The 21,216-nt window shown below is 65.4% G+C and carries 20 protein-coding genes; 7 read left to right on the top strand and 13 right to left on the bottom strand.

The genetic code is table 11. The features are described 5' to 3' along the window. Positions 1-116 precede the first annotated feature (116 nt). Positions 117-293 (bottom strand): hypothetical protein, encoded by a 177-nt coding sequence (locus C2U30_RS11805; RefSeq protein ID WP_080767934.1) that lies wholly within the window; start codon positions 291-293, stop codon positions 117-119. A gap of 100 nt (positions 294-393) precedes the next feature. On the opposite strand from C2U30_RS11805, the gene sgrR reads away from it, so the two are divergent. The 3 genes from sgrR to C2U30_RS11790 are packed head-to-tail and all read left to right on the top strand — an operon-like array spanning position 394 to position 3,323. Further along, entirely contained in the window at positions 394-2,148 is a 1,755-nt protein-coding gene (gene sgrR, locus C2U30_RS11800; protein WP_103243814.1) for an HTH-type transcriptional regulator SgrR, read from the top strand. Between the two features lie 35 nt (positions 2,149-2,183). Next, positions 2,184-2,579, top strand: a complete 396-nt coding sequence (locus tag C2U30_RS11795; RefSeq protein ID WP_010672731.1) for an acyl-CoA thioesterase — start codon at positions 2,184-2,186, stop codon at positions 2,577-2,579. 30 nt (positions 2,580-2,609) lie between these two features. Beyond that, positions 2,610-3,323, top strand: coding sequence for a hypothetical protein (locus C2U30_RS11790; protein WP_103243813.1), 714 nt, complete (start codon positions 2,610-2,612; stop codon positions 3,321-3,323). Between the two features lie 54 nt (positions 3,324-3,377). On the opposite strand, the gene C2U30_RS11785 is transcribed toward C2U30_RS11790, so the two are convergent. Beyond that, positions 3,378-4,118: a lipase secretion chaperone gene (locus C2U30_RS11785; protein WP_103243812.1), complete on the bottom strand. Its 741-nt coding sequence runs from the start codon at positions 4,116-4,118 to the stop codon at positions 3,378-3,380. Further along, positions 4,115-5,026, bottom strand: coding sequence for a lipase family alpha/beta hydrolase (locus C2U30_RS11780; protein WP_103243811.1), 912 nt, complete (start codon positions 5,024-5,026; stop codon positions 4,115-4,117). The genes C2U30_RS11785 and C2U30_RS11780 overlap by 4 nt, the downstream gene beginning before the upstream one ends. Positions 5,027-5,319: 293 nt before the next feature. Here C2U30_RS11780 and C2U30_RS11775 point away from each other — a divergent pair, with 293 nt between their 5' ends. Next, entirely contained in the window at positions 5,320-5,745 is a 426-nt protein-coding gene (locus C2U30_RS11775; RefSeq protein ID WP_103243810.1) for a hypothetical protein, read from the top strand. A gap of 23 nt (positions 5,746-5,768) precedes the next feature. Next, a complete protein-coding gene (locus tag C2U30_RS11770) occupies positions 5,769-6,383 on the top strand; it encodes a superoxide dismutase (protein WP_103244696.1) in 615 nt (204 codons plus the stop codon). 53 nt (positions 6,384-6,436) lie between these two features. On the opposite strand, the gene C2U30_RS11765 is transcribed toward C2U30_RS11770, so the two are convergent. From C2U30_RS11765 to C2U30_RS11730, 8 genes are all read right to left on the bottom strand, one after another. Continuing rightward, positions 6,437-7,354 (bottom strand): SanA/YdcF family protein, encoded by a 918-nt coding sequence (locus tag C2U30_RS11765; protein WP_103243809.1) that lies wholly within the window; start codon positions 7,352-7,354, stop codon positions 6,437-6,439. Positions 7,355-7,510: 156 nt separating this feature from the next. Continuing rightward, positions 7,511-10,258, bottom strand: a complete 2,748-nt coding sequence (locus C2U30_RS11760; protein ID WP_103244695.1) for a collagenase — start codon at positions 10,256-10,258, stop codon at positions 7,511-7,513. A gap of 176 nt (positions 10,259-10,434) precedes the next feature. Further along, a complete protein-coding gene (gene menE / locus C2U30_RS11755) occupies positions 10,435-11,835 on the bottom strand; it encodes an o-succinylbenzoate--CoA ligase (protein WP_103243808.1) in 1,401 nt (466 codons plus the stop codon). 3 nt (positions 11,836-11,838) lie between these two features. After that, positions 11,839-12,768 carry an o-succinylbenzoate synthase gene (gene menC / locus C2U30_RS11750; RefSeq protein WP_039039780.1) on the bottom strand — a complete coding sequence of 310 codons (930 nt, stop codon included), beginning with the start codon at positions 12,766-12,768 and terminating at the stop codon, positions 11,839-11,841. Further along, positions 12,768-13,628, bottom strand: a complete 861-nt coding sequence (gene menB, locus C2U30_RS11745) for a 1,4-dihydroxy-2-naphthoyl-CoA synthase (RefSeq protein WP_039039779.1) — start codon at positions 13,626-13,628, stop codon at positions 12,768-12,770. Before menB ends, menC begins: the two co-directional genes overlap by 1 nt. Continuing rightward, positions 13,621-14,385, bottom strand: coding sequence for a 2-succinyl-6-hydroxy-2,4-cyclohexadiene-1-carboxylate synthase (gene menH, locus C2U30_RS11740; RefSeq protein ID WP_103243807.1), 765 nt, complete (start codon positions 14,383-14,385; stop codon positions 13,621-13,623). Before menH ends, menB begins: the two co-directional genes overlap by 8 nt. After that, positions 14,375-16,120, bottom strand: a complete 1,746-nt coding sequence (menD, locus tag C2U30_RS11735) for a 2-succinyl-5-enolpyruvyl-6-hydroxy-3-cyclohexene-1-carboxylic-acid synthase (protein ID WP_199767270.1) — start codon at positions 16,118-16,120, stop codon at positions 14,375-14,377. Before menD ends, menH begins: the two co-directional genes overlap by 11 nt. A gap of 33 nt (positions 16,121-16,153) precedes the next feature. Continuing rightward, positions 16,154-17,485 (bottom strand): isochorismate synthase, encoded by a 1,332-nt coding sequence (locus C2U30_RS11730; RefSeq protein WP_043154006.1) that lies wholly within the window; start codon positions 17,483-17,485, stop codon positions 16,154-16,156. A gap of 210 nt (positions 17,486-17,695) precedes the next feature. Here C2U30_RS11730 and C2U30_RS11725 point away from each other — a divergent pair, with 210 nt between their 5' ends. Further along, entirely contained in the window at positions 17,696-18,601 is a 906-nt protein-coding gene (locus C2U30_RS11725) for a 1,4-dihydroxy-2-naphthoate polyprenyltransferase (RefSeq protein ID WP_180344859.1), read from the top strand. 205 nt (positions 18,602-18,806) lie between these two features. Here the strand turns inward: C2U30_RS11725 and C2U30_RS11720 are convergent, their stop codons facing one another. After that, positions 18,807-20,201 carry a PepSY-associated TM helix domain-containing protein gene (locus C2U30_RS11720; protein WP_103243805.1) on the bottom strand — a complete coding sequence of 465 codons (1,395 nt, stop codon included), beginning with the start codon at positions 20,199-20,201 and terminating at the stop codon, positions 18,807-18,809. Positions 20,202-20,486: 285 nt separating this feature from the next. Between C2U30_RS11720 and C2U30_RS11715 the strand changes: the two genes are divergently transcribed. Further along, the gene (locus C2U30_RS11715) at positions 20,487-20,879 is read left to right on the top strand and encodes a hypothetical protein (RefSeq protein ID WP_234917570.1); all 393 of its coding nucleotides are present in this window, start codon (positions 20,487-20,489) and stop codon (positions 20,877-20,879) included. Between the two features lie 9 nt (positions 20,880-20,888). On the opposite strand, the gene C2U30_RS11710 is transcribed toward C2U30_RS11715, so the two are convergent. Beyond that, positions 20,889-21,179 (bottom strand): YkgJ family cysteine cluster protein, encoded by a 291-nt coding sequence (locus tag C2U30_RS11710; protein WP_103243803.1) that lies wholly within the window; start codon positions 21,177-21,179, stop codon positions 20,889-20,891. Positions 21,180-21,216: the final 37 nt, after the last annotated feature.

The raw sequence follows: 21,216 nt of genomic DNA, 5'->3' as shown, positions 1-21,216 counted from the left end.
ATGGATAGACGTCCAATCTAGCAGTCCTGGCGCCGATGTAAACCACCCAATCCGGCAAAGCAATTGCGCCCGTTGGCGAACTGCGCCCCCCCTTGTGCGATCCGGGCGAGGGGGGCTCAGAGGCGGCGGCGATACTCCCTGTCGTCTATCTGGTGCATATCCCACTGCATCAGGCGGTTGAGCTGCACCATGGGATCTTCGACCAGCGTCAGAGGGCGGGGCAGGATCCTCAGGAAGTAGCGACGAAGGGTTTGCTGGATCCGGTTCGGTTTGAGGGGGGTGGCATGGCTCATGATGGTGCTCCTGTGCTGTGGTTCTCACGTTCGCCAGCAGTATTGAGCTAAAATGCGGAAGTAAAAACTGATGACTTTCATAGAAAGGATCTCCTCTTTTATGCCTACCACCCGCCTTTATCAGCAATTTCAACGGCTCACCCAGCAGCTTGGCTGCGACGAGCGGGAAATCAGCCTCGCCGAGGTGGCGGACTTGCTCTGCTGCACCCCCCGCAATGCCCGCCTGCTGCTGCGCCGCATGGAAGGGCAGGGCTGGCTGTGCTGGACGGCGGAGGCAGGGCGGGGGCGGCGCTCCCGCCTCACCCTGCTCGACAACCAGGAGAGCCTGACCCGGCGCCGGCTGCGGGATCTGCTGAGCCAGGGCCAGCTGGCGCAGGCGGTGCGGCTGGCCGAAGATCGCCTCGATCTGCTCACTCCGCTGCTCATCGAGCAGCTCGGCCAGGCCACCCGGGAAGGGCGCCAGATCCTGCGGGTGCCCTACTACCGGCCCCTGCCCGGTCTGTTGCCCACCGCGCCCTTGCGCCGCTCCGAAATTCACCTGAGCCGCCAGATCTTCAACGGTCTGACCCGGCGAAACGAGGAAAATGGGGAAATAGAGGGGGATCTCGCCCACTACTGGGAGTGTCTGGCCCCCTGTCACTGGCGCTTCTATCTGCGCCCCGTGGTGCGCTTTCACCATGGCCGCGAACTGGTGGTGGAGGATGTGATGGAGAGCCTGCAGGCCTTGCGGGATCGCCCGCTGTTCGCCCATCTGGCACGGCTGGAGAGCCGCTGGCCGCGCACCCTGGATCTTCATCTCGACAGCCCGGATCCTCTGCTGCCGCACCTGCTGGCCGAGCCGGTGGCGGCCATCCTGCCGCGGGAGCTCAAGGGGGAGGCGAATTTCGCCCTGCAGCCGGTGGGCACCGGCCCCTATCGGGTGAGCGCCAACGACCCCCTGCACCTGTGCCTCGAAGCATTTGACGACTACTTCGGGCTGCGGGCCCTGCTCGACGAGATCGACATCTGGATGCTGCCGGAGCTGGCGGAACGGCTGGAGAGCCACGTCAGGCTGGGCAGCGACACCCCGGAGCTTGGTTCCATGCGCGGGGAGTCCGAACTGGAATCCGGCTGCTACTTCCTGCTGCAGGACGACAGATCGGTCCCCCTGCAGGACCCGGCCCTGCGCCAGTGGCTGACCCGGCTGCTCAACCCCATCGCCCTGATGGCCCGGGTGGCACCCGAACTGCAGCGGGGCTGGACCAGCGCATTGGGCCTCCTGCCCCACTGGCGCGAGAGCCTGCCTCTTCCCGAGCCCGGCCCGGTCAGCCTGCCAGCGCGGCTGGTACTGGCCTGCTTCAACCAGCACCTGGAATTCAACGAGTGCGCCAGCGCCATGAGCAGCCTGCTGGCAGAGCAGGGGATCCAGCTCGAGGTACGTACCCTGGACTACGGCCGCTGGGTGAGCGGGGAGGATGAAGATGTGGATCTCTGGTTCGGCACCCTCAACCTGGAGCATGAGCACGCCTTCGCCCCTTACGCCTGGCTTCAGGGCACCCCCTTGCTGCGCCGGGTGTGGGGCGGCCAGCAGGCCCTGTGGCAGGGATTGACGCAGTGGCGCGCCCATGGTGAAGAGCCCGGCCCCCGCGCCCTGCTGGCCGAGGTGCAGCGCCAGAGCTGGTTCGTGCCGCTGTTTCACCACTGGCTGGAGCTGGAGAGCCGGGTCGGCGTGCACGGTGTGCGCATGACGGCTCTTGGCTGGTTCGATTTTCGCAGCGCCTGGTTAAAGCCCGAGCAGGTGGCGCAGGAGCCGGAAACCGGCGGTGGCTCTCACCCCCAGGCAGGGACGCTTGAGTCGGACGGGTTGGCGCGCTAGCCTGTGCGCGGTCCTACGACAAGGAGTCGACATCCATGCTGGAAATGCAGATCCAACCCCGTTTTCAAGAGACGGACGCCCTCGGCCACATCAACAACACGGTGCCGGCGGTCTGGTTTGAATCGGCCCGTGATCCCCTGTTTCGCCTCTTCTCCCCCGAGCTGGATGTGCATGACTGGCATCTGATCATCGCGGGCTACACGGTGCAATTCAAACGGGAGCTGTTCTATGGCCAGATGGTGTCGATCAAGACCGGCGTGCGGCGTATCGGTACCAGCTCCTTCACGCTCTGGCAGGAAGCCTGGCAGGGCGGCGAGCTGGCGGTGACCGCCGAGACGACCCTGATCCATTTTGACTACCGGACCCGGCAGTCCATCCCTTTGAGCGAGGCTCACCGGGAGGGACTGAGGGTCTGGCTGGTAGAGAGTTAATCCGGCCTTCGGGCCCACCACAGGACACTTATGCGCACAACCGCGATCGCCCTGAGCCTCGGCTTGGGACTGGGACTCTGCTCCCTGCCTTCATTTGCCGCCTCCCTGGCCGAGCAGTTCACCCTGATGGAGAAGGGGGCCGACAGCGCCCTCGATACCCGCTTGTTCAGCCACGATGGCGTTGACATCAAGGCCTGGGTCGACGGCACGCCTGTCATCATCGCCGTGCCCATCCTGAACGAGCAGGGCAAACAGGAAGGGGAGAGCCGTTACTACTTCAAGGGCGGCAAGCTGTTCGGGGTGAAGGAGCCCGCCGCCCAGTTCGCCTTCGATGACAGTGGCAAGCTGACCCAATGGCTGGACGACAAGGGGCAGCCTGCGGAGTTTGTCAGCAAGATGAGCATGCAGCAGCGGGAAGCCTGGCTGACCAGACGGGCGGCCGAGCTGGGCGGGTTGCTTGCACCGAGCACCGCCGAGGAGAAGGCTGACAAGGGGGGCGTCAAGCTCAAGGGGGCGGAGCTGGCCCAGTGGCTCTGCAATGGCAAGCTGATGGCGCTCGCCGGAGGTGACAAGGTGACCTTCGAGCCGGCCAAACTCAAGAGGAGTGCAGAGGGCATCAAGGGAGAGGTCTCCCTGCGCCAGGAGAAGGGGTGGCAGGATCTCTGCCTCACCTGCGAGGTGCAGGGCAACCGGGTGACTCGCCTCACCTGGCAGCCGCTGCCGGGTGCCAACAAGCCGCAGTAAGGGCGGCAGCGTCAAAGAATGGGGGCCCACTTGCGGGCCCCTTTTTCATGCCGGTTACTGCTCGCCCAGGGTGAGCCGGGTGAGGGCCTCCACCCGTCGCCACTGACCGGGCTCGAACCAGCGTGCCAGGATCTCCGGCTGCTGGCTGACCCGGGCCTCGGCAGGCAGGGGCCTGATCTCGGCCAGATAGCCGGCCAGCTGCTGCTCGAACGCCTGCTGGCTCTCTGCCAACTGGTGCAACCGGTCTGCCGCCTCCGGTCCCAACTGTTCGCGCAGTGCGGCGTCACGCCCTGCTGCGGGGAGTTGCTCCAGAGCCAGCAGATCGCCCAGCAGGCGGCTGTTGGCCTCCGCCTCCCGAAACCACTGGGGCTGCTCCGCCAGCCAGAGCTCCAGCTCGCTCGCCAGCAGCGGCTTGTCGGCATCGCTGGCCTCCGCCAGCGCCTTGCGGCGCAGGGTCCACTGCTCCATCAGCCTGTCCTCGGCAAACAGCTGCTCCTGCTCGGCCGGGGTGAAGCGCTGCCTGCGCAACTGCTCGCGCTCGTCGAACAGCTTCTGCAAGCTGGCCAGGCCCGGATCCGCCGGCACCGTCAGGCTGCCCTCAGCCGCGAGAAAGGCTTCATGGCGGGCCTGCAGCGAGGACTTATCCGACGGCGGTGCAGCCTGCCTGACCAGAGGGGAAGCGGGCCCGGCATGTTGCGGCGAAGGGGCGGTTGCGTCAGCGGAGGGCCAGTATTGCCAGCCCCCCAGCAGCAGGGCCGCCGCCAGCGGAGCAGCCATCAGCCATGCCCTGTTCATAGTCCCAGCCTCTGCAGGCGGTTGGCGTGCTGGCGATAGAGGTTGACCGGGTCGGTCTCGAACAGGTGGCGAATGCCGAACGACTGGTTCACCTCGTCCAGATGGTTCATGCGGTAGTGGGTGCCGATCACCTTGCCGAGGTGGCTGCTGCACACCCCGACCAGGCCGTCACTGGGCTCCTTGAAGAAGCTGCCGGTCAGCGCCAGCGCCGGATCCACCGGATCCAGGATGTTGGTCATGGTGCCGCGTCCGCTCCAGGAGAAGTAGTAGACCCCGTTGGCGGCCTGCATGGGCCCTTCACCGCAATGCTGGCTCGGCAGCCCTTCCGGATAGCGCTGGTTGAAGCGCTGGGCGCCGGTGCTGGTGAGGGCGTCGAGGGCGGCGAGGGGATCCTGCGGCAGCTGGCTGCCCCCGGAGAGCAGCGAGATGACCCCGGACAGGGCCGAGGCGGCGGCCACCGCCAGCTTCTCGGCCACCGAACCCGGTGCCACCTTGGCCCGCACCAGGTCGGCGATCTCCGAGCCATGGTTGACCCCGCCCACGCTGGTGGCGGAAGCGACCAGCTCGGGGGCGACAGAAGCGACGTAGCGAATGGTGGGGCCGCCGTGGGAGTGGCCGATGAGGTTCACCTTCTCCGCCCCCGTGATGGCGAGCACCTGCTGCACCTGCTTGAGCAGCTGTTCACCGCGCAGCTCCGAGCTCTGGGTGGCGGAGACCTGGGCCACGTAAACCTTGGCGCCATCCCGGGTCAGGGCCTGGGGGATGCCGTAGAAGTAATCGACCCCGAGCAGCTTGTCGAAACCGAACAGACCGTGCACCAGCACTATGGGGTAGCGGGTCTGGGTATAACCGGCCCCCTGACCCAGCATGGGCAGGGCGCACAACAGCATCAATAGCCATCTTTTCATCTTCACCGTCCTTGCGAAAAAACCGGCTGCATTCTGGTCGTCACCGGGGCAGCCACCGGCCTCATGCCAGTACCGGCAGCATGGTGGCTGAACTCAAATGTATCTGTGGATGGGATCACTAAACCGGGGATTGCAGAAAAACCCTACCCATATGGGCAAAAAAGGCGGCACCAACTATTCCTTGTGTCTGCCCATCAAATAAGTTAAATAATAATTATTATCATTTGAGTGGTCGAGTCATGACGGGAACCTGGGTGAAGGGGTGGGTCGGTACCACCGGAGCGGACAGCAGCATGGCGCACTGGAAGGCACAGACCCTGAGTGGCAACCGCCATTTCGATGCGGGGGAGTACGCCAGGGCGCTCGACTGCTATCAGCAGGCGCTGTGGCTTGCCCGCCAGCAGTTTGCCGACTGGCACGATGCCGACGAAGCGGTGGCGGCCCTGGTGGTGGCCCATCACAACCTGGCGGATCTGCTGGTGGCCATGACCCTGCCGGATAGGGCCGCCGACCTGCTGTGTCACATCCATGATTGCCTGCTGGCCACCAGCCAGTCCCCCACCAGTTCCGCTGCCCTGCGGGAGGCGGCTGTTCGCCACGCCCGCAGCACCCGTACCGAGCTGCTCGCCTTTCTGGGCAAACACGGTCATCACGACGGCATCCAGCGCAGCCTGGGTCAATGTCTGTGTCAGACCGTCTCTGCCCATCAACTGCATTGAGCCCAACAGGAGAGACAATGAACATGAGCCATACCTTGCCAGCCCTTCCTTACGCTTATGACGCGCTGGAACCCCATATCGATGCAAAGACCATGGAGATCCATCACAGCCGTCACCATCAGACCTACATCACCAACCTCAATGCCGCCCTGGCCGATCTGCCGGAGCTGGCTGCCCTGCCGCTGGAGGCATTGCTTGCCCGTATCGACAGCCTGCCGGCCCAGGTTCAGGGGGCGGTGCGCAATCACGGCGGCGGTCACGCCAACCACAGCCTGTTCTGGCAGGTGATGAGTCCACAGGGCGGCGGCGAGCCGGACGGCGAGCTGGCCGCGGCGATGGAGCGGGAGCTGGGTGGGCTGGAGGCCTTCAAGCAGGCCTTTACCCAGGCGGCGTTGAGCCGTTTTGGCAGCGGCTGGGCCTGGCTGGTGGTCGATGGGCGCGGCAAGTTGCAGGTGGTGAGCAGCGCGAACCAGGACAGCCCCCTGATGGAGGGGCTCACCCCGATACTCGGGCTGGATGTGTGGGAGCACGCCTACTACCTCAAGTACCAGAACAAGCGTCCCGACTACATAGCCGCGTTTTACAACGTGATCGACTGGGATGAGGTGGCACGGCGTTACGTGGCGGCAAGGGCCTGATCGCCGGAAATACCGAGCCCAATAAAAGAGACCCGCCTGTTGGCGGGTCTCTGCTATTGAGGGGTCGGCGCGCTGCTGGCAGCCGGATTATCCACGGGTGTTGCTTCGCTCGGCACGGCTGCGCTGGTGGCCGGGGCACCGCTGGTTGCAGCCGCTGCACTGGTGGCTGTTGCAGCGCTCACGGCCGTTGCCTGCTTGGCCTTCGGCTGATGAGGGGGCGGTGCAATGGGCAGGCAGGGCTGGCTCGCCCCTATGGTGCTCAACGCCTGGCAGGGGACCGGGCCGCCGATGACGATGGGCTCGCCGAGGAACTTGGGCCCCTTGTCCAGCACGTAGAGGTCCAGCAGCCCCATCAGGCGGGCGAACACCTCGCGCACCCGGGTCTTGATGCCCTGATAGGCGCTGGGATCCACGGCGTTGAAGCCGACCGCCTCGATGCCGAAATGGCGGGCGATGAAGATGGCGCGCTCGTTGTGAAAGGCCTGGGAGACCACGGTGAAGTGGGCCTGACCGAACACCTCCTTGGCACGCACGATGGAATCCAGGGTCCGAAACCCTGCGTAGTCGCTGTAGATGGCGTTGGCCGGGATGCCGGCCTGGATCAGGGCCCGCCGCATCTGGCGCGGTTCGTTGTACTGCACGGTGGCGTTGTCGCCGGAGACCAGGATGTAGTCCACCTTGCCGTTGTTGTAGAGCTCGGCGGCGGCCTTGATCCGGTATTTGAAGTAGTGGTTCGGGCTGCCGCCAATCAGGTATTTGGAGGTGCCGAGCACCAGGGCGACCCGGTTGTAGGGCACCGCATTGACGTCGTCGTAGGTGTAGTGACGGGCGTCCGAGACGGTCCACTCGCTGTAGCCAAGCAGGGCGGCGATGGAGGCCAGCAACAGGCAGAGGCAGGCGAGCAGGATCTTGGCAAACTTCTTCATGCGCGGTGCGGTTCGGGTCTGAAGTAAGAGAAGACAGGGGGCCATTCTATTACAAGTTGTTGTGGCGCGTCAGGTTTGATGGCGGCGCAGGGTCTCACTCGGGCAGAGGTTGTCGCAGCGCGCGCCAGGATCCCGGGCTTATCAAACGGCGCCATAAACAAGGGGCGACCATGGCCGCCCCTTGTCATAGCCGTCTCGTCCTCAGTGGGAGGAGTCGTTGGCCTTGCACTCGTCAGAGTCTTTGTTGGCTTCCCACCAGGGCAGCAGCTTGCGGCCGAGCCACTGCTGGTAGGCCTCGCTGTCATTGGCAATCAGCTGGTCCAGCTCGGCTTCGAAGGCGCTCATGGCCTGCTGCTGATCCGGGTTGCGCAGGGCCTGGGCCATGGCCAGCCAGCTGGCGCCGCGACCGGTCTCATTCAGGAAGCGGTGCACCGTGTAGGACCAGGAGTAGACCATCTCGCCGCCCTTGTCGTAATCCAGATGCAGGATGTCGGCCAGGGTCGGACGATCGCTGGCCGGACGGCCGGCGACGTTGTCCAGACCGCGGGCGAAGCACTGGCCGTGGGCGATGAACTCCGCCAGCCCTTCCGACCACCAGGTGGTGCGGTTGAGCGGGTAGTGGCCGAAGCTGCCGTACTGGTTGAAGCGGCCGTCCAGGTAGTGCACGTACTCGTGGCGCAGGTTCCACACCTGGAACGCTGGGCGCTTCCACTCCGCCTCGTAGGCGAAGAAGCGGGCCTGGTTGCCGGGGCGCGCCGGATCCCCTTCGAGGTAGATGCCGCCGTTGTCGGTGGAGACGCCGCCGAACAGGGCACTGCCATAGCGTTTCCAGTCGGCGGAGGAGTTGAAGACCACCAGTTCCAGCGCCTCGTTGTGATCGTCCGCCACCGGCTGCCAGCCGGTCTCCATCTGCTGGTGGAACTGCTGCTCTTCGGCACCCAGTTCACGGCAGATCCCCTCGGCCTGGCTCATGGTCAGATCCTGGGCCCGCAGGCGCAGGGTCGGCGAGCAGGTATGCTCGAACGGCAGCACGTCCTCCACCCGGACAGGGGTGCAGAGCCCGGCGAAGTCACCGCTGATGCAGGCTTCGCTGGTGCGGTCCGTGTAGGTCAGGTAGTAGGTGGAGAGGGTCAGCGACATGTCTTCCAGCAGATCCTGGCTCTGCTGACCACCAGGGATCAGGTCGTGGTGGCGAACCAGTGCAATGACGGAGTCATCCAGCAGCTTGCGGTAGCCATCGAGCTCGTCCGGGCGGGTGTAGCGGGCGACCCGGTAGAGGCGGGTGTAGGCATCCAGCACGTTGTTGAGCAGGAACAGATCGGCGCCATCCCTTCCTTGCCACAACGCGAGCTCGCTCATGCCGAGGGCGTGCAGCTGCTTGCGCAGCTCGCCATCCTGCTGGCGGAAGTCGTTGGCGAAGGGGTCGCTGTAGTCGCTGGCGAAGTCGAGGAAGTTGAGCAGATCGAACAGACCGGTTGCCCAGGCGTGCTGACCGTTGATCTCGCTGGCATGGCGGGTGCTGTAGGCCAGCATCTGGTTGAACTCGCCGAGCAGGGTGCCAAAGCGGCTCTGCACTGCCGGGCTCTTGAACTGACCGTGCAGAGCGATGCTCCAGGCTCCCATGACGGCGCCTACTTCGTCGCTGGCCTGCTCCGGGAAGAGCAGCGGATGGGCACCGAGTGCCGTCAATGCCTCGGCCAGCGCCTCAGCAGCAGCCGGGCCGTCTTCCTTGTGCTTGCCGTAGTTGTGGTAGTTGTGGGCACGCACGTATTCCAGCAGCAGCTTCATGGCCGGATGGGCCGGCTGATTGGCCGCCAGCAGGCTCTGGATGCCGCGCGACACGGCCAGCAGCTTGGTGTCATCGTGACCATAGTTCTCCTGCCAGACCGGTGCGGGCTGGCCACTGGCATCCTGCACTATCTTGGCAGCTTCGGCGTCCAGTAGCTCGGTGCCCGGCAGATCCGTCTCGGAACAGGCGCGGCCGTCGGTACGGCGACAGTCGAGCTGCTCTTCCTTGCTGGCCAGCACGATAGGGCGGTTGAGCCCCCGGCTCTCCTGCCACTCGGTTGTCTCCGGCAGGGTCTGCCATTCGCTGCCCCCCACCGGGTATTGATAGCCGGTGTCCTTCAAGACCACCTGCACTTCGCTGCCAGCGGGCAGGGTTTGACGGCACACCCGGTAGCTGATGGTCTTGTCCCCTTCCTGACGGGTCTGGGGTTCATCGCACTCCTGTTGGGCCTTGATCTCGTCCAGCAACCAGGTGTACTGACGCCAGACGTGCAACTCGCTCACCTGCTTGGCGGCCTGGCTGCCCGCGATGGGCTGCAGGCGGAAGAAGATCTGCTCGAGGCGGCCATCCCGTTCATTGGGGGTCTCTTCCAGCACCTTCAATTGCTGCCAGTTTTGCGGCTGGTACTGCCATGCCTGCTCGGCGCAGCGACCTTCGGCGTTGAGCTCGCAGCGATCCAGCTCCTGCTCGCTGTGACCCAGGATGACCCGCTCAGCCAACGGCAGACGATCCTGACGCGGCGCGGTCGGGGTGCCCGCCAGCGGCTCCCAGCGGCCCTGCTTCATGCCGTAGCCATAGTCATAGCTGCTGGCCGGGACGGCCTTGCCGGCCGGTACCACCTCTTCACAGCTGAGGTAGCGGATCTGCCAGCCCTGCTCGATCTTGAGTTGCGGCTCGCCGCACTGCTGCTCTGCCAGCGCAGCCAGGTTGGCATCGCGCCAGTCGAAGCGGCGATACACCCTCAACTGCTGATAAGGGGCGTCGCCGCTGCGGGCGCTCAGTTCAAAGGTCACTTCGGTGAGACGATCCCCCAGCTGACGGCTGGATTCGCCTTTGAGTTGATACTGTTGCCAGTCGGAGGGGGAGTAGTTGGCCAGCGCCGAAGTGGCGAGCAGGCCTGGGGCTGCCAGGAGCAGCAGCCGGGGAGAGAGGTGCTTCATCATGATCCCTTTGGTGGATGGAGAGGCGTGGGGACCAGAGAGGGTATTGGGCTCCAAAGGAATATCAATTGGCCAGATGGCGCAGCGAAATGATGTATTCGGGAGCAAACAACATAAAAACAGCCCCAAAGGGGGCTGTGTTGATAGCAAGGACTCCGCCCCATATGGGGGAGGCGTCACTCCTCTTGTCGCAAGCTGCGGGCGAGCAGGGTGCGGGAGGGTTTCAGATTGCCGCCGAGATCCGGCCAGGGATGCCACTGGTCCGGCACCATGAAGCCGGGTAACGACAGCCTGATCCAGGCGGCCAGCTCGGCAGATGGTGCCGGTTCGCCGTGCCAGTCGATGAAGGCGGCGGGCCTATGCCCCCACTCGTCGCTCGGCACCGGCACCACCAGGGCCTGGGCCACGGCGGGGTGATCCACCAGCCGCTGCTCTATGGTCTCGGGCTGGATGTTCTCCCCTCCCGAGATGAAGAGGTTGTCGAGCCGCCCCTCCACCACCAGATCGCCCCCCGGAGTGAGGCGGCCCTTGTCCCGGGTGTGGAACCAGCCCTCTTCATCGAGGGGGCGCACCAGCTCGCCTTCCCTGAAATATCCGGCAAACAGGGTCTCACCGCGCACGCAGATCTCCCCCTGGCGGATGCAGACCTCCCGCCCCGGCAGCGGGCGACCCACCACGCCGGCGGCGCAGGGTTGCCCGGTGCAGACCTGGCTGCCCATCTCGGAGAGGCCATAGCTCACCTTGGGCTCCAGCCCCAGAGCGGTCAGCCGGTTGACCAGGGGCGCCGGGATGGCGGCGCCCCCGAGCAGCAGCTCTCGCACCCGGGTGCGGGATGGGTCGAAGCCCTGTGCCAGCAGGCGCCAGAGCTGGGTCGGCACCAGCGAGAGGTGGGTGATGTGCTGATCCTCGAGCCGCGCCTTGAGGGGCCGGGTGCGATCGTCCAGCACCAGGGCGGCTCCCGCCAGGAAGACCCGAAACAGGATGGCGTAACCGCCGACGTGAAACAGTGGCAGGGAGAGCAGCCAGCCGCAGGCTTCGTCCAGGGGGATCAGGGTGGCGGAACCCCGGGCCGAGGCGAGGTGGTTGGCGAGGCGGTGGACCACCGCCTTGGGGGTACCGCTGGATCCCGAGGTGAGGATCATGTTGTTCGGCTGGTCGGGTACCAGCGGGAACTCCCCATCTGCGGCCAGCTCGCCCGTGAAGTCGAGGCTGAGGGCTTGCCAGTCGCCCGCCGGGATCTCGCCTGCCGACCAGAATGCCCGGGCCTCGAGCTGGCTCGCCAGTTCGCTGTGTCTGGTTGCCGGAAAGGCGGGATTGAGGGGGCAGAAGACGATGCCGCTGCGCACGCAGGCCCAGGCCAGCAACACATCCTCCAGGGCGCCGCGCACCACGGCGGCGAGATGATCTCCCCGTTCCAGCCCGGCCCGGGCGAGCTGATTGCACAGGCTGTTGAGGCGCAGGTCGAGGCGCTGGTAGCTAAGAGGCTCCCCGCTGTGGATGGCAATACGATGAGGGGCCTGTGTCGCCCAGCGTCGTACCGGGCAGGTTTCCTGCCGTGGGATCTGACGGGTCACCATGGGTCAGTCACGGTGAAACAGGGGGTCCATCCTGCCCGGATCGGGTTGCCCCTGCTTGTCCAGCAGATCCCTGGCCAGCCAGCGGCGGGTATCGAGGCCAGGGGCCTGATCCGGCGCCCACTCCCCTGCGAGGCGGGCGAGCTGGCCGAGGCCGAGACCGGACTCGAAACAGGAGGAGACGATCACCTTGAGCTTAAGTTCGCGAGCGCGGGCTACCAGGGCCTCGCTGTTGGCCAGGGTGCCGAGCAGGGTCGGCTTGAGCACCAGGGCGCGCAGTTGCGGGATGGGCTCCCAGGGCTTGCCCTGGGCCAGCAGTTCGTCCAGCGCCACCGGCATGCCGGTGCGGCTGGCGACGAAGGCGATGTCCTCGAAGTCGGCGCACAGATCTTCGAGGTATTCGATGCGATTCGGATCCAGGTGGCCGCAGAAGGCCCAGGCCTCCTCGCGGGTCCAGCCCTGGTTGGCGTCCAGGACCAGCTTGAGGTTGGGGCGCCGATCGAGCAGCAGCCGGATCAGCGCCAGCTCGTCGCGCATGGGGTAGCGGGCCACCTTCAGCTTGGCCTTGAGGGGGGTCTCGTGCAGCCACTGCTTCCAGTTCTTGAGCAGCTCCTGGGGGGAGCCCTGGATCAGCGGATAGGGCTCGGGCAGGGGGGCACCCTGCTCGGGCCAGCTACGACGGGCGCAGTCGAGCCCGAACTGCACCGAGGGCAGCTGTGGCGTCGGGGTCTGTCCCCGCGCCAGCTGCGCCAGACAGTCGAGGGCCTCGGCCTGGGCGTCGGCCAGGGTCTCTTTGGAAAATCCTGGCAGGGGGGCTATCTCCCCCCAGCCATCGTCGATGCGTACCAGCAGGCCCTCGCGCGCTACCTGCAACTGACCATGAAAGGCCAGGGGCTGGGTAAAGGGCAGTTGGTAGCGGTAGAGGGCGAGTGTCATCAGGGATTCCGCTTGTATTTGGAGAAGTCGGGACGGCGTTTCTCGTTGAATGCGTTGCGCCCTTCCTGACCCTCTTCGGTCATGTAGAACAGCATGGTGGCATTGCCTGCCAGCTCCTGCAAACCGGCCTGGCCGTCGCAGTCGGCGTTGAGGGCCGCCTTCAGGCAGCGCAGGGCCATGGGGCTGTGTTGCAGCATCTCGCGGCACCAGCGCACGGTTTCACGCTCCAGCTCGGCCAGGGGCACGACGGTGTTGACCAGCCCCATGTCGAGGGCCTGTTTGGCGTCGTAGAGGCGGCAGAGGAACCAGATCTCCCGAGCCTTCTTCTGGCCGACGATGCGGGCCATGTAGGAGGCGCCCCAGCCGCCGTCGAAGGAACCCACCTTGGGGCCGGTCTGGCCGAACTGGGCGTTGTCGGCGGCGATGGTCAGGTCGCACATCATGTGCAGCACGTGGCCGCCACCGACGGCGTAGCCAGCCACCATGGCCACCACGGGTTTGGGGCAGGTACGGATGTCACGCTGGAAGTCGAGCACGTTGAGGTGATGGGTGCCTTCATCGTCCTTGTAGCCACCGTAGTCGCCGCGGATCTTCTGGTCGCCGCCGGCGCAGAAGGCCTTCTCGCCGAAGCCTGTGAGGATGATGGAGCCGACCTTGTCGTCGTAGCGGGCATCGGCCAGGGCTTGCAGCATCTCTTTCACGGTGCGGGGGCGGAAGGCGTTGCGCACCTGGGGACGGTTGATGGTGATCTTGGCAATGCCCTCTGGGGACTTGTGATAGAGGATGTCCTCGTAACCGGCGGAGCAGTCGTGCCACTCGACAGGGGCATAGAGCTCGGCTTCCGTCATTGCTTCAATCATGGATCTTCTCTTCTGGTTGGTGAGCCCACTCCCGCAGGAGCCGGGCAAAGGTATCGGGCTGGCTTGTGTGCAGATTGTGTCCGCCATCCAGAGCCAAGTGTTTGATATTGCAGCCTTGCTTTACCAACTGGCAAGCGAGGGCATGGAATTTGTGATCCCGGTTGCCTGAGATCCACTGCACCGGCAGCCGGGTATCCCGAAGCCAGGGGGCGAGATCCGGCTGTCGCCCCAGGGACGTGGCCCTCAGCATGGCGGCCACGGCCTTGCCGTCGTTGCCAAGGCGGCGTGCGGCCTGGCGGGTGCGGGCATCGTCGTCCAGGTCGGCGAAGACGCCCTGGCGGTACCAGTCGGCAAGCACCCGGGTCAGGGGCTCGCACTCGAAACGCCGGGCCCAGGCTTCATCGTGAGCGATGCGGGCCGGACGTTCACCGGCAGGCAGCCCGGGGTGGCAGTTCTCCAGCAGCAGGGCCTGCAACCCCGCCGGGGAGTGGCTGGCGTGATGAAGCGCGAGTCGCCCCCCCAGCGAATACCCCACCAGCCGGTAGTGGGCGATATCCCGCGCGGCCAGCTCGTCGCAGAGCCAGCGATGGGCCTCGTCAAAGCCGCTCACCCGCAGTGCCCGGTTGCGGCCGTGGCCCGGCAGATCCAGGGCATGGCACGGGACGCCGGGCAGGGTCTGGATGACAGGTCGCCAGTCGTCGGCGTCCCCCAGCAGGCCGTGCAGCAGCACCAGCGGCTCGGCGGGATCAGAGACCACGGATAGCGGCTCCCAGTGCCTTGAGATCCTCGGCGACTTCACTGCTCGGTACCTTGATTTCAATCAGGGTTACCCCGTTTTTCAGGGCCGCGGCATAGTCCCGCTCAAATGCGTCGAGGGTGGTGGGGGCCCGGTAGTGCAGGCCGAACATGGCGGCGGCGTGCTCGAAGTGCAGGCCGTGGGGCAGGCAGTAGTAGGTCTCCAGCAGGGCGTCCCGGGTGGGCACAGGCAGCATGCGGAAGATGCTGCCGCCGTCGTTGTTGAGCAGGATCACCACCAGGGGGAGGCTCCCCTTGCCGAGCAGCGCAAGGCTGTTGAGATCGTGCAGGGCGCTGAGATCCCCGAGCAGCAGGGTGGTGGGCTCGCGACTGTCAGGCGGGACCGACTGTGCGAAGCCGTATGCGGTGGCGATAAGACCATCGATGCCGGAGGCGCCGCGGTTGGTCATCACCCGGCTGGGGCCCTTGCCCACCTCGCCCAGCATGTCCATCAGCCGGGCCGGCATGCTGTTGCCGACGAACAACTGACCCTGGATGAGCTGATTCAGGCGGTGGCACACCCCGAGCTCCGAGAAGCGATCACAGGCGGTGCGGATCTGCTGGCTGATAGCCTGCTGGCGCGCGGTCAACTGGTGCCAGGGCTGCTGCGAATGGGGGATTGGATGGGCGGCCGCAAAGGCGGCGGGGTCGCACACCAGACGACGACGCAGCCGGTAGTCGGGGTCGAGGCGTGCCGGCTGCGGGTCCACCAGCCAGTAATCCTGCCAGGGGTGTTGTTTGATGAACTGGCCGAGGCGCTTGGAGATGAGGCGGGCGCCGAATTGCAGCAGTACCTCGGCGCGGGCCAGCTCGGCCACGAAGTCGCTGTGTTGCAGGGCGAGATCCGTGTGGACGAGGTTGCGATCATCGAAGCGGATCTGGCTTTGCAGATCCGCCAGCAGGGGCCAGCCGAGGCGGTCGGCCAGCTCGGCCACCGCCTTGCCTTGCACCGGATCCTGGATGCGCCCGGCGACGATGACACCGCGCTTGCCCTTCAGCTCCTCCCAGTCCGGCTGGGTGGGGCAGCCCGGCTCGCCCGCCAGCCAGGGGCTCCAGGGCTTGGCCGAGTGCAGCCAGTCGCCGAGGGGCGCCAGGTAATCGGAAAAGTCCAGATAGTGGTCGCCGGGGTAGAGGGGCTCGGGGTACATGCAGTTGAAATGCACCGGCCCCGGGGTGTGCGCCTGTCGGGCCAGGGCCTGATCCACCGAGCTCAGCACGAAGGCCGCCGGAATGGCGGGAGTGGGGCTCGGCAGATTTTGCTGATAGACGGGGTAGCGACCGAAGATCCCCGGCTGATCGATGGCCTGGTTGGCCCCGTTGTCGATGAGCTCGGGTGGCCTGTCGGCAGAGAGAATGATGAGCGGGACCCCGGTGAGCTGGGCTTCCGCCACCGCGGGCCAGAGGTTGGCCACCGCGGTGCCCGAGGTCATGATGACCGCCACCGGGCGGCCGCTCCCCTTGGCCAGCCCCAGCGCCATGAAGCCCAGACCCCGCTCGTCGAAGTGCAGATGGCGGCGAAAGCCCGGGTGGGCTGCGGCGGCCATGGTGAGCGGCGCCGAGCGGGATCCGGAGGCCAGGGCGATGTCACGCACGCCGAGGCGAAAGAGCTCTTCCAGCAAGAGGGAGGACCAGACATGGTTGAAGGTGGCGTGATGGCTGGCAAAGGCGTGATGCGCGGACACGTGGCTGGCGGACATGAAGCTCTCGCAGTGAGGAGTCGGTGAGAAACGCTATCCCAGCAGGGAGAGCACGTTGGCGATCTTGTTGTCGAGTTCGGCCCACTCGGCGGCGGGCTCCGATCCCGCCACTATGCCGGCACCGGCGAACAGGCTGATGCGCGGGCCCCTGATCCGGGCGCTGCGAATGGCGACGGAGAACTCCGAGGTCTCCCGGCTCAGCATGCCACAGGCACCGGCATACCAGCCGCGATCATGGGGCTCGCATTCACGGATGAAGGCGAGCGCCGCCTCGCGGGGGGCGCCCCCCACGGCGGGGGTGGGGTGCAGGGCAGCCAGCAGTTGCCAGTCGCAGACGCCGGGTTTGAGCTCGGCCTCGATGTCGCACTTGAGGTGTTGCAGCAGCCGCAATTTCAGAATGCGCGGCTCTGTCAGGGTGGCATCGGTCGTGAGGGGGGCCAGGCGGCTGAGAATGTCGGCGTGAACCAGCCGGTTCTCCAGCCGGTTCTTGCTGTCGGCCAGCAGCTCGGCGGCCAGGGCCGCGTCGGTCGCCTCATCCCCGGAACGGCGAATGGTGCCTGCCAGCGCCTCGGTAAAGAGGTGGCCCTTCTCCCGGCGGTAGAGGCGCTCGGGGGAGCAGGAGATGAAGCTCTGCTCGGGGGAGAACTGAAAGCCGAAGTGGAAGCACTCCTGGGCGTGGCGGGCCCACTGTGTCAGCAGGGACCAGGGGCAGAGGGGCGCATCGTGCGCCTCGCTCTGGAGCAGGCTCTCCCGCGACAGCACCACCTTGGGGGTGCGGGCCTGGAAGTCGGGGGCCGTGACCTGCTCCACCAGGGTCTGCCACTGGGCAGGGCCCGGCAGGTCCTGGCGCTGCCATGGCCGCTTTTGCAGGGCGGGCAGAGGGGCCTCGGGTTGCAGGGCATCGAGCGCCGCCTCGGCGGCGCAGAGTTCGGCTTCGAATGCGTGACCCTCTTCCCGAGCGGGCAGCCAGAGATTGAGGCAGAGGCTGGTGCACTCCCCCCGGCGTACCAGCTCGATGCGGGGCAGCACGAAGCGGCAGGGGCCAAAACCCTGCCAGCCGGGCAGATCCGGGTCGAACGCCAGGCCACCGTAGTAGCGAGGGCTGTCTTCACTGGCCGTGCCGGCAAGGTCGCAGACCCGCTGGATATCCTCCGGCCGCGTCAGCTCGTGGATGGCGCCAAGCGCCACGTACTCCGGGCTCTGTTGCCCTCTGGCGTGCCAATAGATGCGGGGGTAGAGCGTCTGGGCCGCCAACCAGCCGGGAAAGACGTCGACGTGAGCGGCCACGCGCAGTCGCACGAAACCGCTGACAGTGCTGTGACGCAGGGCGTCCAGTTGTTGCTTGAGGTGGGTCTGAGCCAACATGGATGTCTAGTCTGAGCCGGATAATCGCGATCGCTCCGGGGGAGGATGGCGCAGGTTGATGCCAAAGGGCGACGATTTCCTATATATTATCTGCCCATTCGTCCATGTAAATTGCCCGGGGGAGCCGACGCCCCCGCGCAGCCAAGTATACCTAAATCCGGTTCGATAACCCTTAACACGATCAATATCTGATTGTTTGGCCATCACAATATGACAAATACCTTCTCTGTTTGGTTGCTGGCGGCGCGTTTGCGAACTCTGCCCCTGGCGTGCTCCTCCATCTTGCTGGGCTCGGGGCTGGCAGCCAGCCGGGGAGCGTTCGACGGCACCATCATGGGGCTCTCCCTGCTGACCGCCATCCTGCTGCAAATTCTCTCCAATCTGGCCAACGACTATGGCGATGCGGTCTCCGGTGCCGACAACGGGGAGCGGATCGGTCCCCAGCGCGCCGTGGTTTCCGGCCTCATCACCCGGCACCAGATGTGTGTGGCCATGGGGCTGACCGCCCTGGCGGCCGTGGTGAGCGGCCTCTCCCTGCTGATCTGCGCCTTCGGGGAGGCGTGGCAGCAGATCCTGACGTTCATCCTGCTGGGGGGAGCGGCTATCGTCGCGGCCATCACCTACACGGTGGGCAAGAGCCCCTACGGCTATCGCGGCTTCGGGGACATCTCGGTATTCCTGTTCTTCGGCCTGCTGGGGGTGCTCGGTTCCTACTACCTCTTCACCCATAGCCTGGAGTGGGACCTGTTGCTGCCTGCCACCGCCTGCGGCCTGCTGGCGACTGCCGTGCTCAACATCAACAACGTGCGGGACATCGAGACCGATGCCGCCAGCGGCAAGATCACCCTGGCGGTGCGCCTTGGCCGCAACCGGGCCATCGCCTATCACTGGGTCTTGCTGGGGGCGGCGCTGCTGGCGACCATCGCCTTCCTGCTGACCCAGCCTGCGAGCCTCTGGCCCTGGATCTTCCTGCCCGCCATGAAGCCCCTCACCGATGCCGCCCGTACCCTGCGAGAGAGTTTCGATGGCGAGGTGCTGACCGGCGCCCTCAAGAAGACCGCCATCAGCGCATTTCTGTTCAGCCTGCTGCTCTCCGCCGGGCTGGCGCTCACCTGAGGCCGACGCGTTTGGCAATGAAAAGGGCTCCCGAACGGGAGCCCTTTTTGCTGATGTGTCGATGCGTTGTTGGTCATCAGACCGATGTGATGATCGAAAGGGGAGGAGCCTGCCGCCAGGCGAAGGATGATGTCAGGTGATGCAGACGACGAGGGCCCCCGACAGGGAGCCCTCGTGTGCATGAGGCGGGCTTGCCCCTGACGGGTCAGCTTGCCTGGGCCACGGCCGTGCGGCGAGAGAAGAAGAGACTGTCCAGCAGCCAGATGGCAACCATGGAGGCCCCCACCAGCGGGAAGCAGATCCCGAGCACGACCAGCACCGCGATGGCACCGCCCATGGGAGGCAGCTTGGCGGGCAGGGGCGGGGCGGCGAGGCGACCACTGGGACGGCGGCTCCACCAGATCCAGAGCCCGCTCACCGAGCTTGCCAGAATCATCAGGCAGATGAGCAGCATGACGAGCTGGTGCGGCCAGCCGTAGAGCTTGCCCATGTGCAGCATGACGCCGGTTTCCACCGTCTTGGCGACCGGGCCGTAATCCTGCCAACGCACGTCGACCAGCACCTTGCCGCTGTATTGGTCGATGTGCAGGGTGGCGTCGTTGCGGGGATCATCGGCAAAGATGGCGATGGTATAGACGCCGGTTTCACCGACCGGGGGGGTGATGCTGTAACCCGGGCTGACCCCACGCTCGTTGGCGATGTCGACCACCTGTTGCAGCGGAATGCGATGGCTGGCCATGACCATGCCCTCATGTCCGCCGCCATGGGTCATGGCGCTATGATCATGGCTCTCTGCCGTGGGTTGGGAGCTCGGCATGGGCAGGGTCTCGGCCCCCCAGGAGACGGTCTGTTCGTGAGCCTGGTTGAGGCTGCGGGTGAGGGGGGCCGACTTGGGCACCTCGTTCCACATGGCCGCAGGGAAGCGGTTCCAGACGTCGGCGAACTGGCCGCCCCAGAAACCGGTCCAGGTCATGCCCGTCAGCAGCAGCAGCAGCAGGAAACCCGCGCCCCAGAAGCCGACCACGGCGTGCAGATCACGCCACCAGAGACGGCCGCGCTGGTGCATTCTCGGCCAGAGGATGCCCCCTACACCCGGTCCCTTGCGGGGCCACCAGAGATAGAGTCCGCTGACGAGGAGCACGATTCCCCAGCCTGCGGTCAGCTCGATCAGGCGATCACCCGTGGTGCCAAGCATCAGCTCCGCATGGAGAGCGCGCGCCACCGCCTGCAGGTTCCACTTGTTGTCCATGGTGCCGAGCAGGGCGCCGTTAGCGGGATCCATGAAGAGGGTCAGCTCCTGCCCTTCACGCATCACGACTATCTGGGCGCTCGCGTCCGCTGCCACCGGGGGCAGGTATTTGCGCAGGCTGGCGTCCGGCATGGCGATGGTTGCCTTGGCCAGCAGCTGGTCGGCACTCAGGGTCTGGGTGGCGGGCGTCACCTTCATCAGCTGGGGGTAGAGCAGGTTGTCCAGCTGCGGTTTGAACAGATAGACGATGCCGGTGAGGGAGAGCAGGATCAGGAAGGGGGCGACGAAGAGACCGGCATAGAAATGCCAGCGCCAGATCCGTTGGTAATAACTTGCGTCTTGTTGCTTCATCGTTGATCCCTGGGTGAACGCCAAAAGGTTTCAGTAGGTGGAATGTTTTGAGTGGCGCGGATAATAGCAGCAACGTTTTGTTAACTGCAACAGAACATGTCGAAGAAATGTACATTCCGCCATCGGGGTAAAAACGGGGGGTGAATGGAGCTTTCCGTTCACAATGGGGGGAGCTTTATGGACTTTTCGGGGATAAATTCTTACTTTGTGGCAACACAGGGCATATCAGCCGCAGCGAAGGACTCAAGGCAGGAGGTGAACGTGCAAGCACACGGCCATTTTGAGATGCAGCGACAAGGACAACTGCTGATCTGTCGGCCGAGCGGCCCTTTCAACCTGGCAGGCGCCATGGCCTATGAGGGCAAGTTCAGCCAGCAGATAAGCCGTTTGCAGGGAGCCCCCTGGGGCATCGTCGAGGTCGCGACCGAGTTCGAGGCCGCCGGCCCCGAGGTGCTGGCCCGTTTTCGTCGCCAGTTCAACTGGTGCGCCACTCATGGCTGCGTCTTTCTGGCGGTGGTCATGATCGGGGATTTCAAACGTTATCTGGCGGATCACGTCTTCAGCGAGCTTCCCTTTCAGGAGGTGCGCTATTTCGAGGAGGAAGCGCAGGCCATCCACTGGCTGACACAGCGCCTCGAGGGGCTGCAAGGCAAGGAGATCCACGTCAGCACGGGTTGAACACCCCGGTTACTCCAGCCTGATGAACCACTTGTCCCGCTCGTCGAGGCAGTCGGGCTCCCCCATCTCGAATTCACGGCAGATAAGCGGCCGCACCTCGTAGATGCGACACATCATGGTGTTGCGGTCGAGGGCGGCGCACCAGCCATCTTCCAGTCTGTGCATCACGGGCACTTCTCCTTCCCGTTCCTCGACATAGCGGTCCGGCACGCCGGTGTCGGTGAAGAGCATCACCTCGAGGCGGCAGCAGCAGGCTTCGCAGTTCTGGCAGCTCACATCGCTCTGGATTGCTTGGGTCATGTCACCTGTCTTGCCGCATGGCGGCGAATGATATGAA

This window comes from Aeromonas sp. ASNIH5 (assembly GCF_002902865.1).
Classification (GTDB): domain Bacteria; phylum Pseudomonadota; class Gammaproteobacteria; order Enterobacterales; family Aeromonadaceae; genus Aeromonas; species Aeromonas caviae.
Note: the sequence above shows the minus strand (reverse complement) of the source record. Positions and strands in the feature narration are given on the sequence as shown.

What these genes read in the sequence shown, in the direction of transcription:
- sgrR (WP_103243814.1), top strand. Translation starts at nt 394, where the DNA reads ATGCCTACCACCCGCCTTTATCAGCAATTTCAACGGCTCACCCAGCAG.
- C2U30_RS11780 (WP_103243811.1), bottom strand. Translation starts at nt 5,026, where the DNA reads ATGAAAAGATGGCTATTGATGCTGTTGTGCGCCCTGCCCATGCTGGGT.
- C2U30_RS11720 (WP_103243805.1), bottom strand. Translation starts at nt 20,201, where the DNA reads ATGAAGCAACAAGACGCAAGTTATTACCAACGGATCTGGCGCTGGCAT.
- C2U30_RS11795 (WP_010672731.1), top strand. Translation starts at nt 2,184, where the DNA reads ATGCTGGAAATGCAGATCCAACCCCGTTTTCAAGAGACGGACGCCCTC.
- C2U30_RS11765 (WP_103243809.1), bottom strand. Translation starts at nt 7,354, where the DNA reads ATGGCCCCCTGTCTTCTCTTACTTCAGACCCGAACCGCACCGCGCATG.
- menE (WP_103243808.1), bottom strand. Translation starts at nt 11,835, where the DNA reads ATGGTGACCCGTCAGATCCCACGGCAGGAAACCTGCCCGGTACGACGC.
- C2U30_RS11760 (WP_103244695.1), bottom strand. Translation starts at nt 10,258, where the DNA reads ATGAAGCACCTCTCTCCCCGGCTGCTGCTCCTGGCAGCCCCAGGCCTG.
- menB (WP_039039779.1), bottom strand. Translation starts at nt 13,628, where the DNA reads ATGATTGAAGCAATGACGGAAGCCGAGCTCTATGCCCCTGTCGAGTGG.
- C2U30_RS11710 (WP_103243803.1), bottom strand. Translation starts at nt 21,179, where the DNA reads ATGACCCAAGCAATCCAGAGCGATGTGAGCTGCCAGAACTGCGAAGCC.
- C2U30_RS11805 (WP_080767934.1), bottom strand. Translation starts at nt 293, where the DNA reads ATGAGCCATGCCACCCCCCTCAAACCGAACCGGATCCAGCAAACCCTT.
- menC (WP_039039780.1), bottom strand. Translation starts at nt 12,768, where the DNA reads ATGACACTCGCCCTCTACCGCTACCAACTGCCCTTTACCCAGCCCCTG.
- C2U30_RS11725 (WP_180344859.1), top strand. Translation starts at nt 17,696, where the DNA reads ATGACAAATACCTTCTCTGTTTGGTTGCTGGCGGCGCGTTTGCGAACT.
- C2U30_RS11770 (WP_103244696.1), top strand. Translation starts at nt 5,769, where the DNA reads ATGAGCCATACCTTGCCAGCCCTTCCTTACGCTTATGACGCGCTGGAA.
- C2U30_RS11775 (WP_103243810.1), top strand. Translation starts at nt 5,320, where the DNA reads ATGGCGCACTGGAAGGCACAGACCCTGAGTGGCAACCGCCATTTCGAT.
- C2U30_RS11790 (WP_103243813.1), top strand. Translation starts at nt 2,610, where the DNA reads ATGCGCACAACCGCGATCGCCCTGAGCCTCGGCTTGGGACTGGGACTC.
- C2U30_RS11715 (WP_234917570.1), top strand. Translation starts at nt 20,487, where the DNA reads ATGCAGCGACAAGGACAACTGCTGATCTGTCGGCCGAGCGGCCCTTTC.
- menD (WP_199767270.1), bottom strand. Translation starts at nt 16,120, where the DNA reads ATGTCCGCCAGCCACGTGTCCGCGCATCACGCCTTTGCCAGCCATCAC.
- C2U30_RS11785 (WP_103243812.1), bottom strand. Translation starts at nt 4,118, where the DNA reads ATGAACAGGGCATGGCTGATGGCTGCTCCGCTGGCGGCGGCCCTGCTG.
- C2U30_RS11730 (WP_043154006.1), bottom strand. Translation starts at nt 17,485, where the DNA reads ATGTTGGCTCAGACCCACCTCAAGCAACAACTGGACGCCCTGCGTCAC.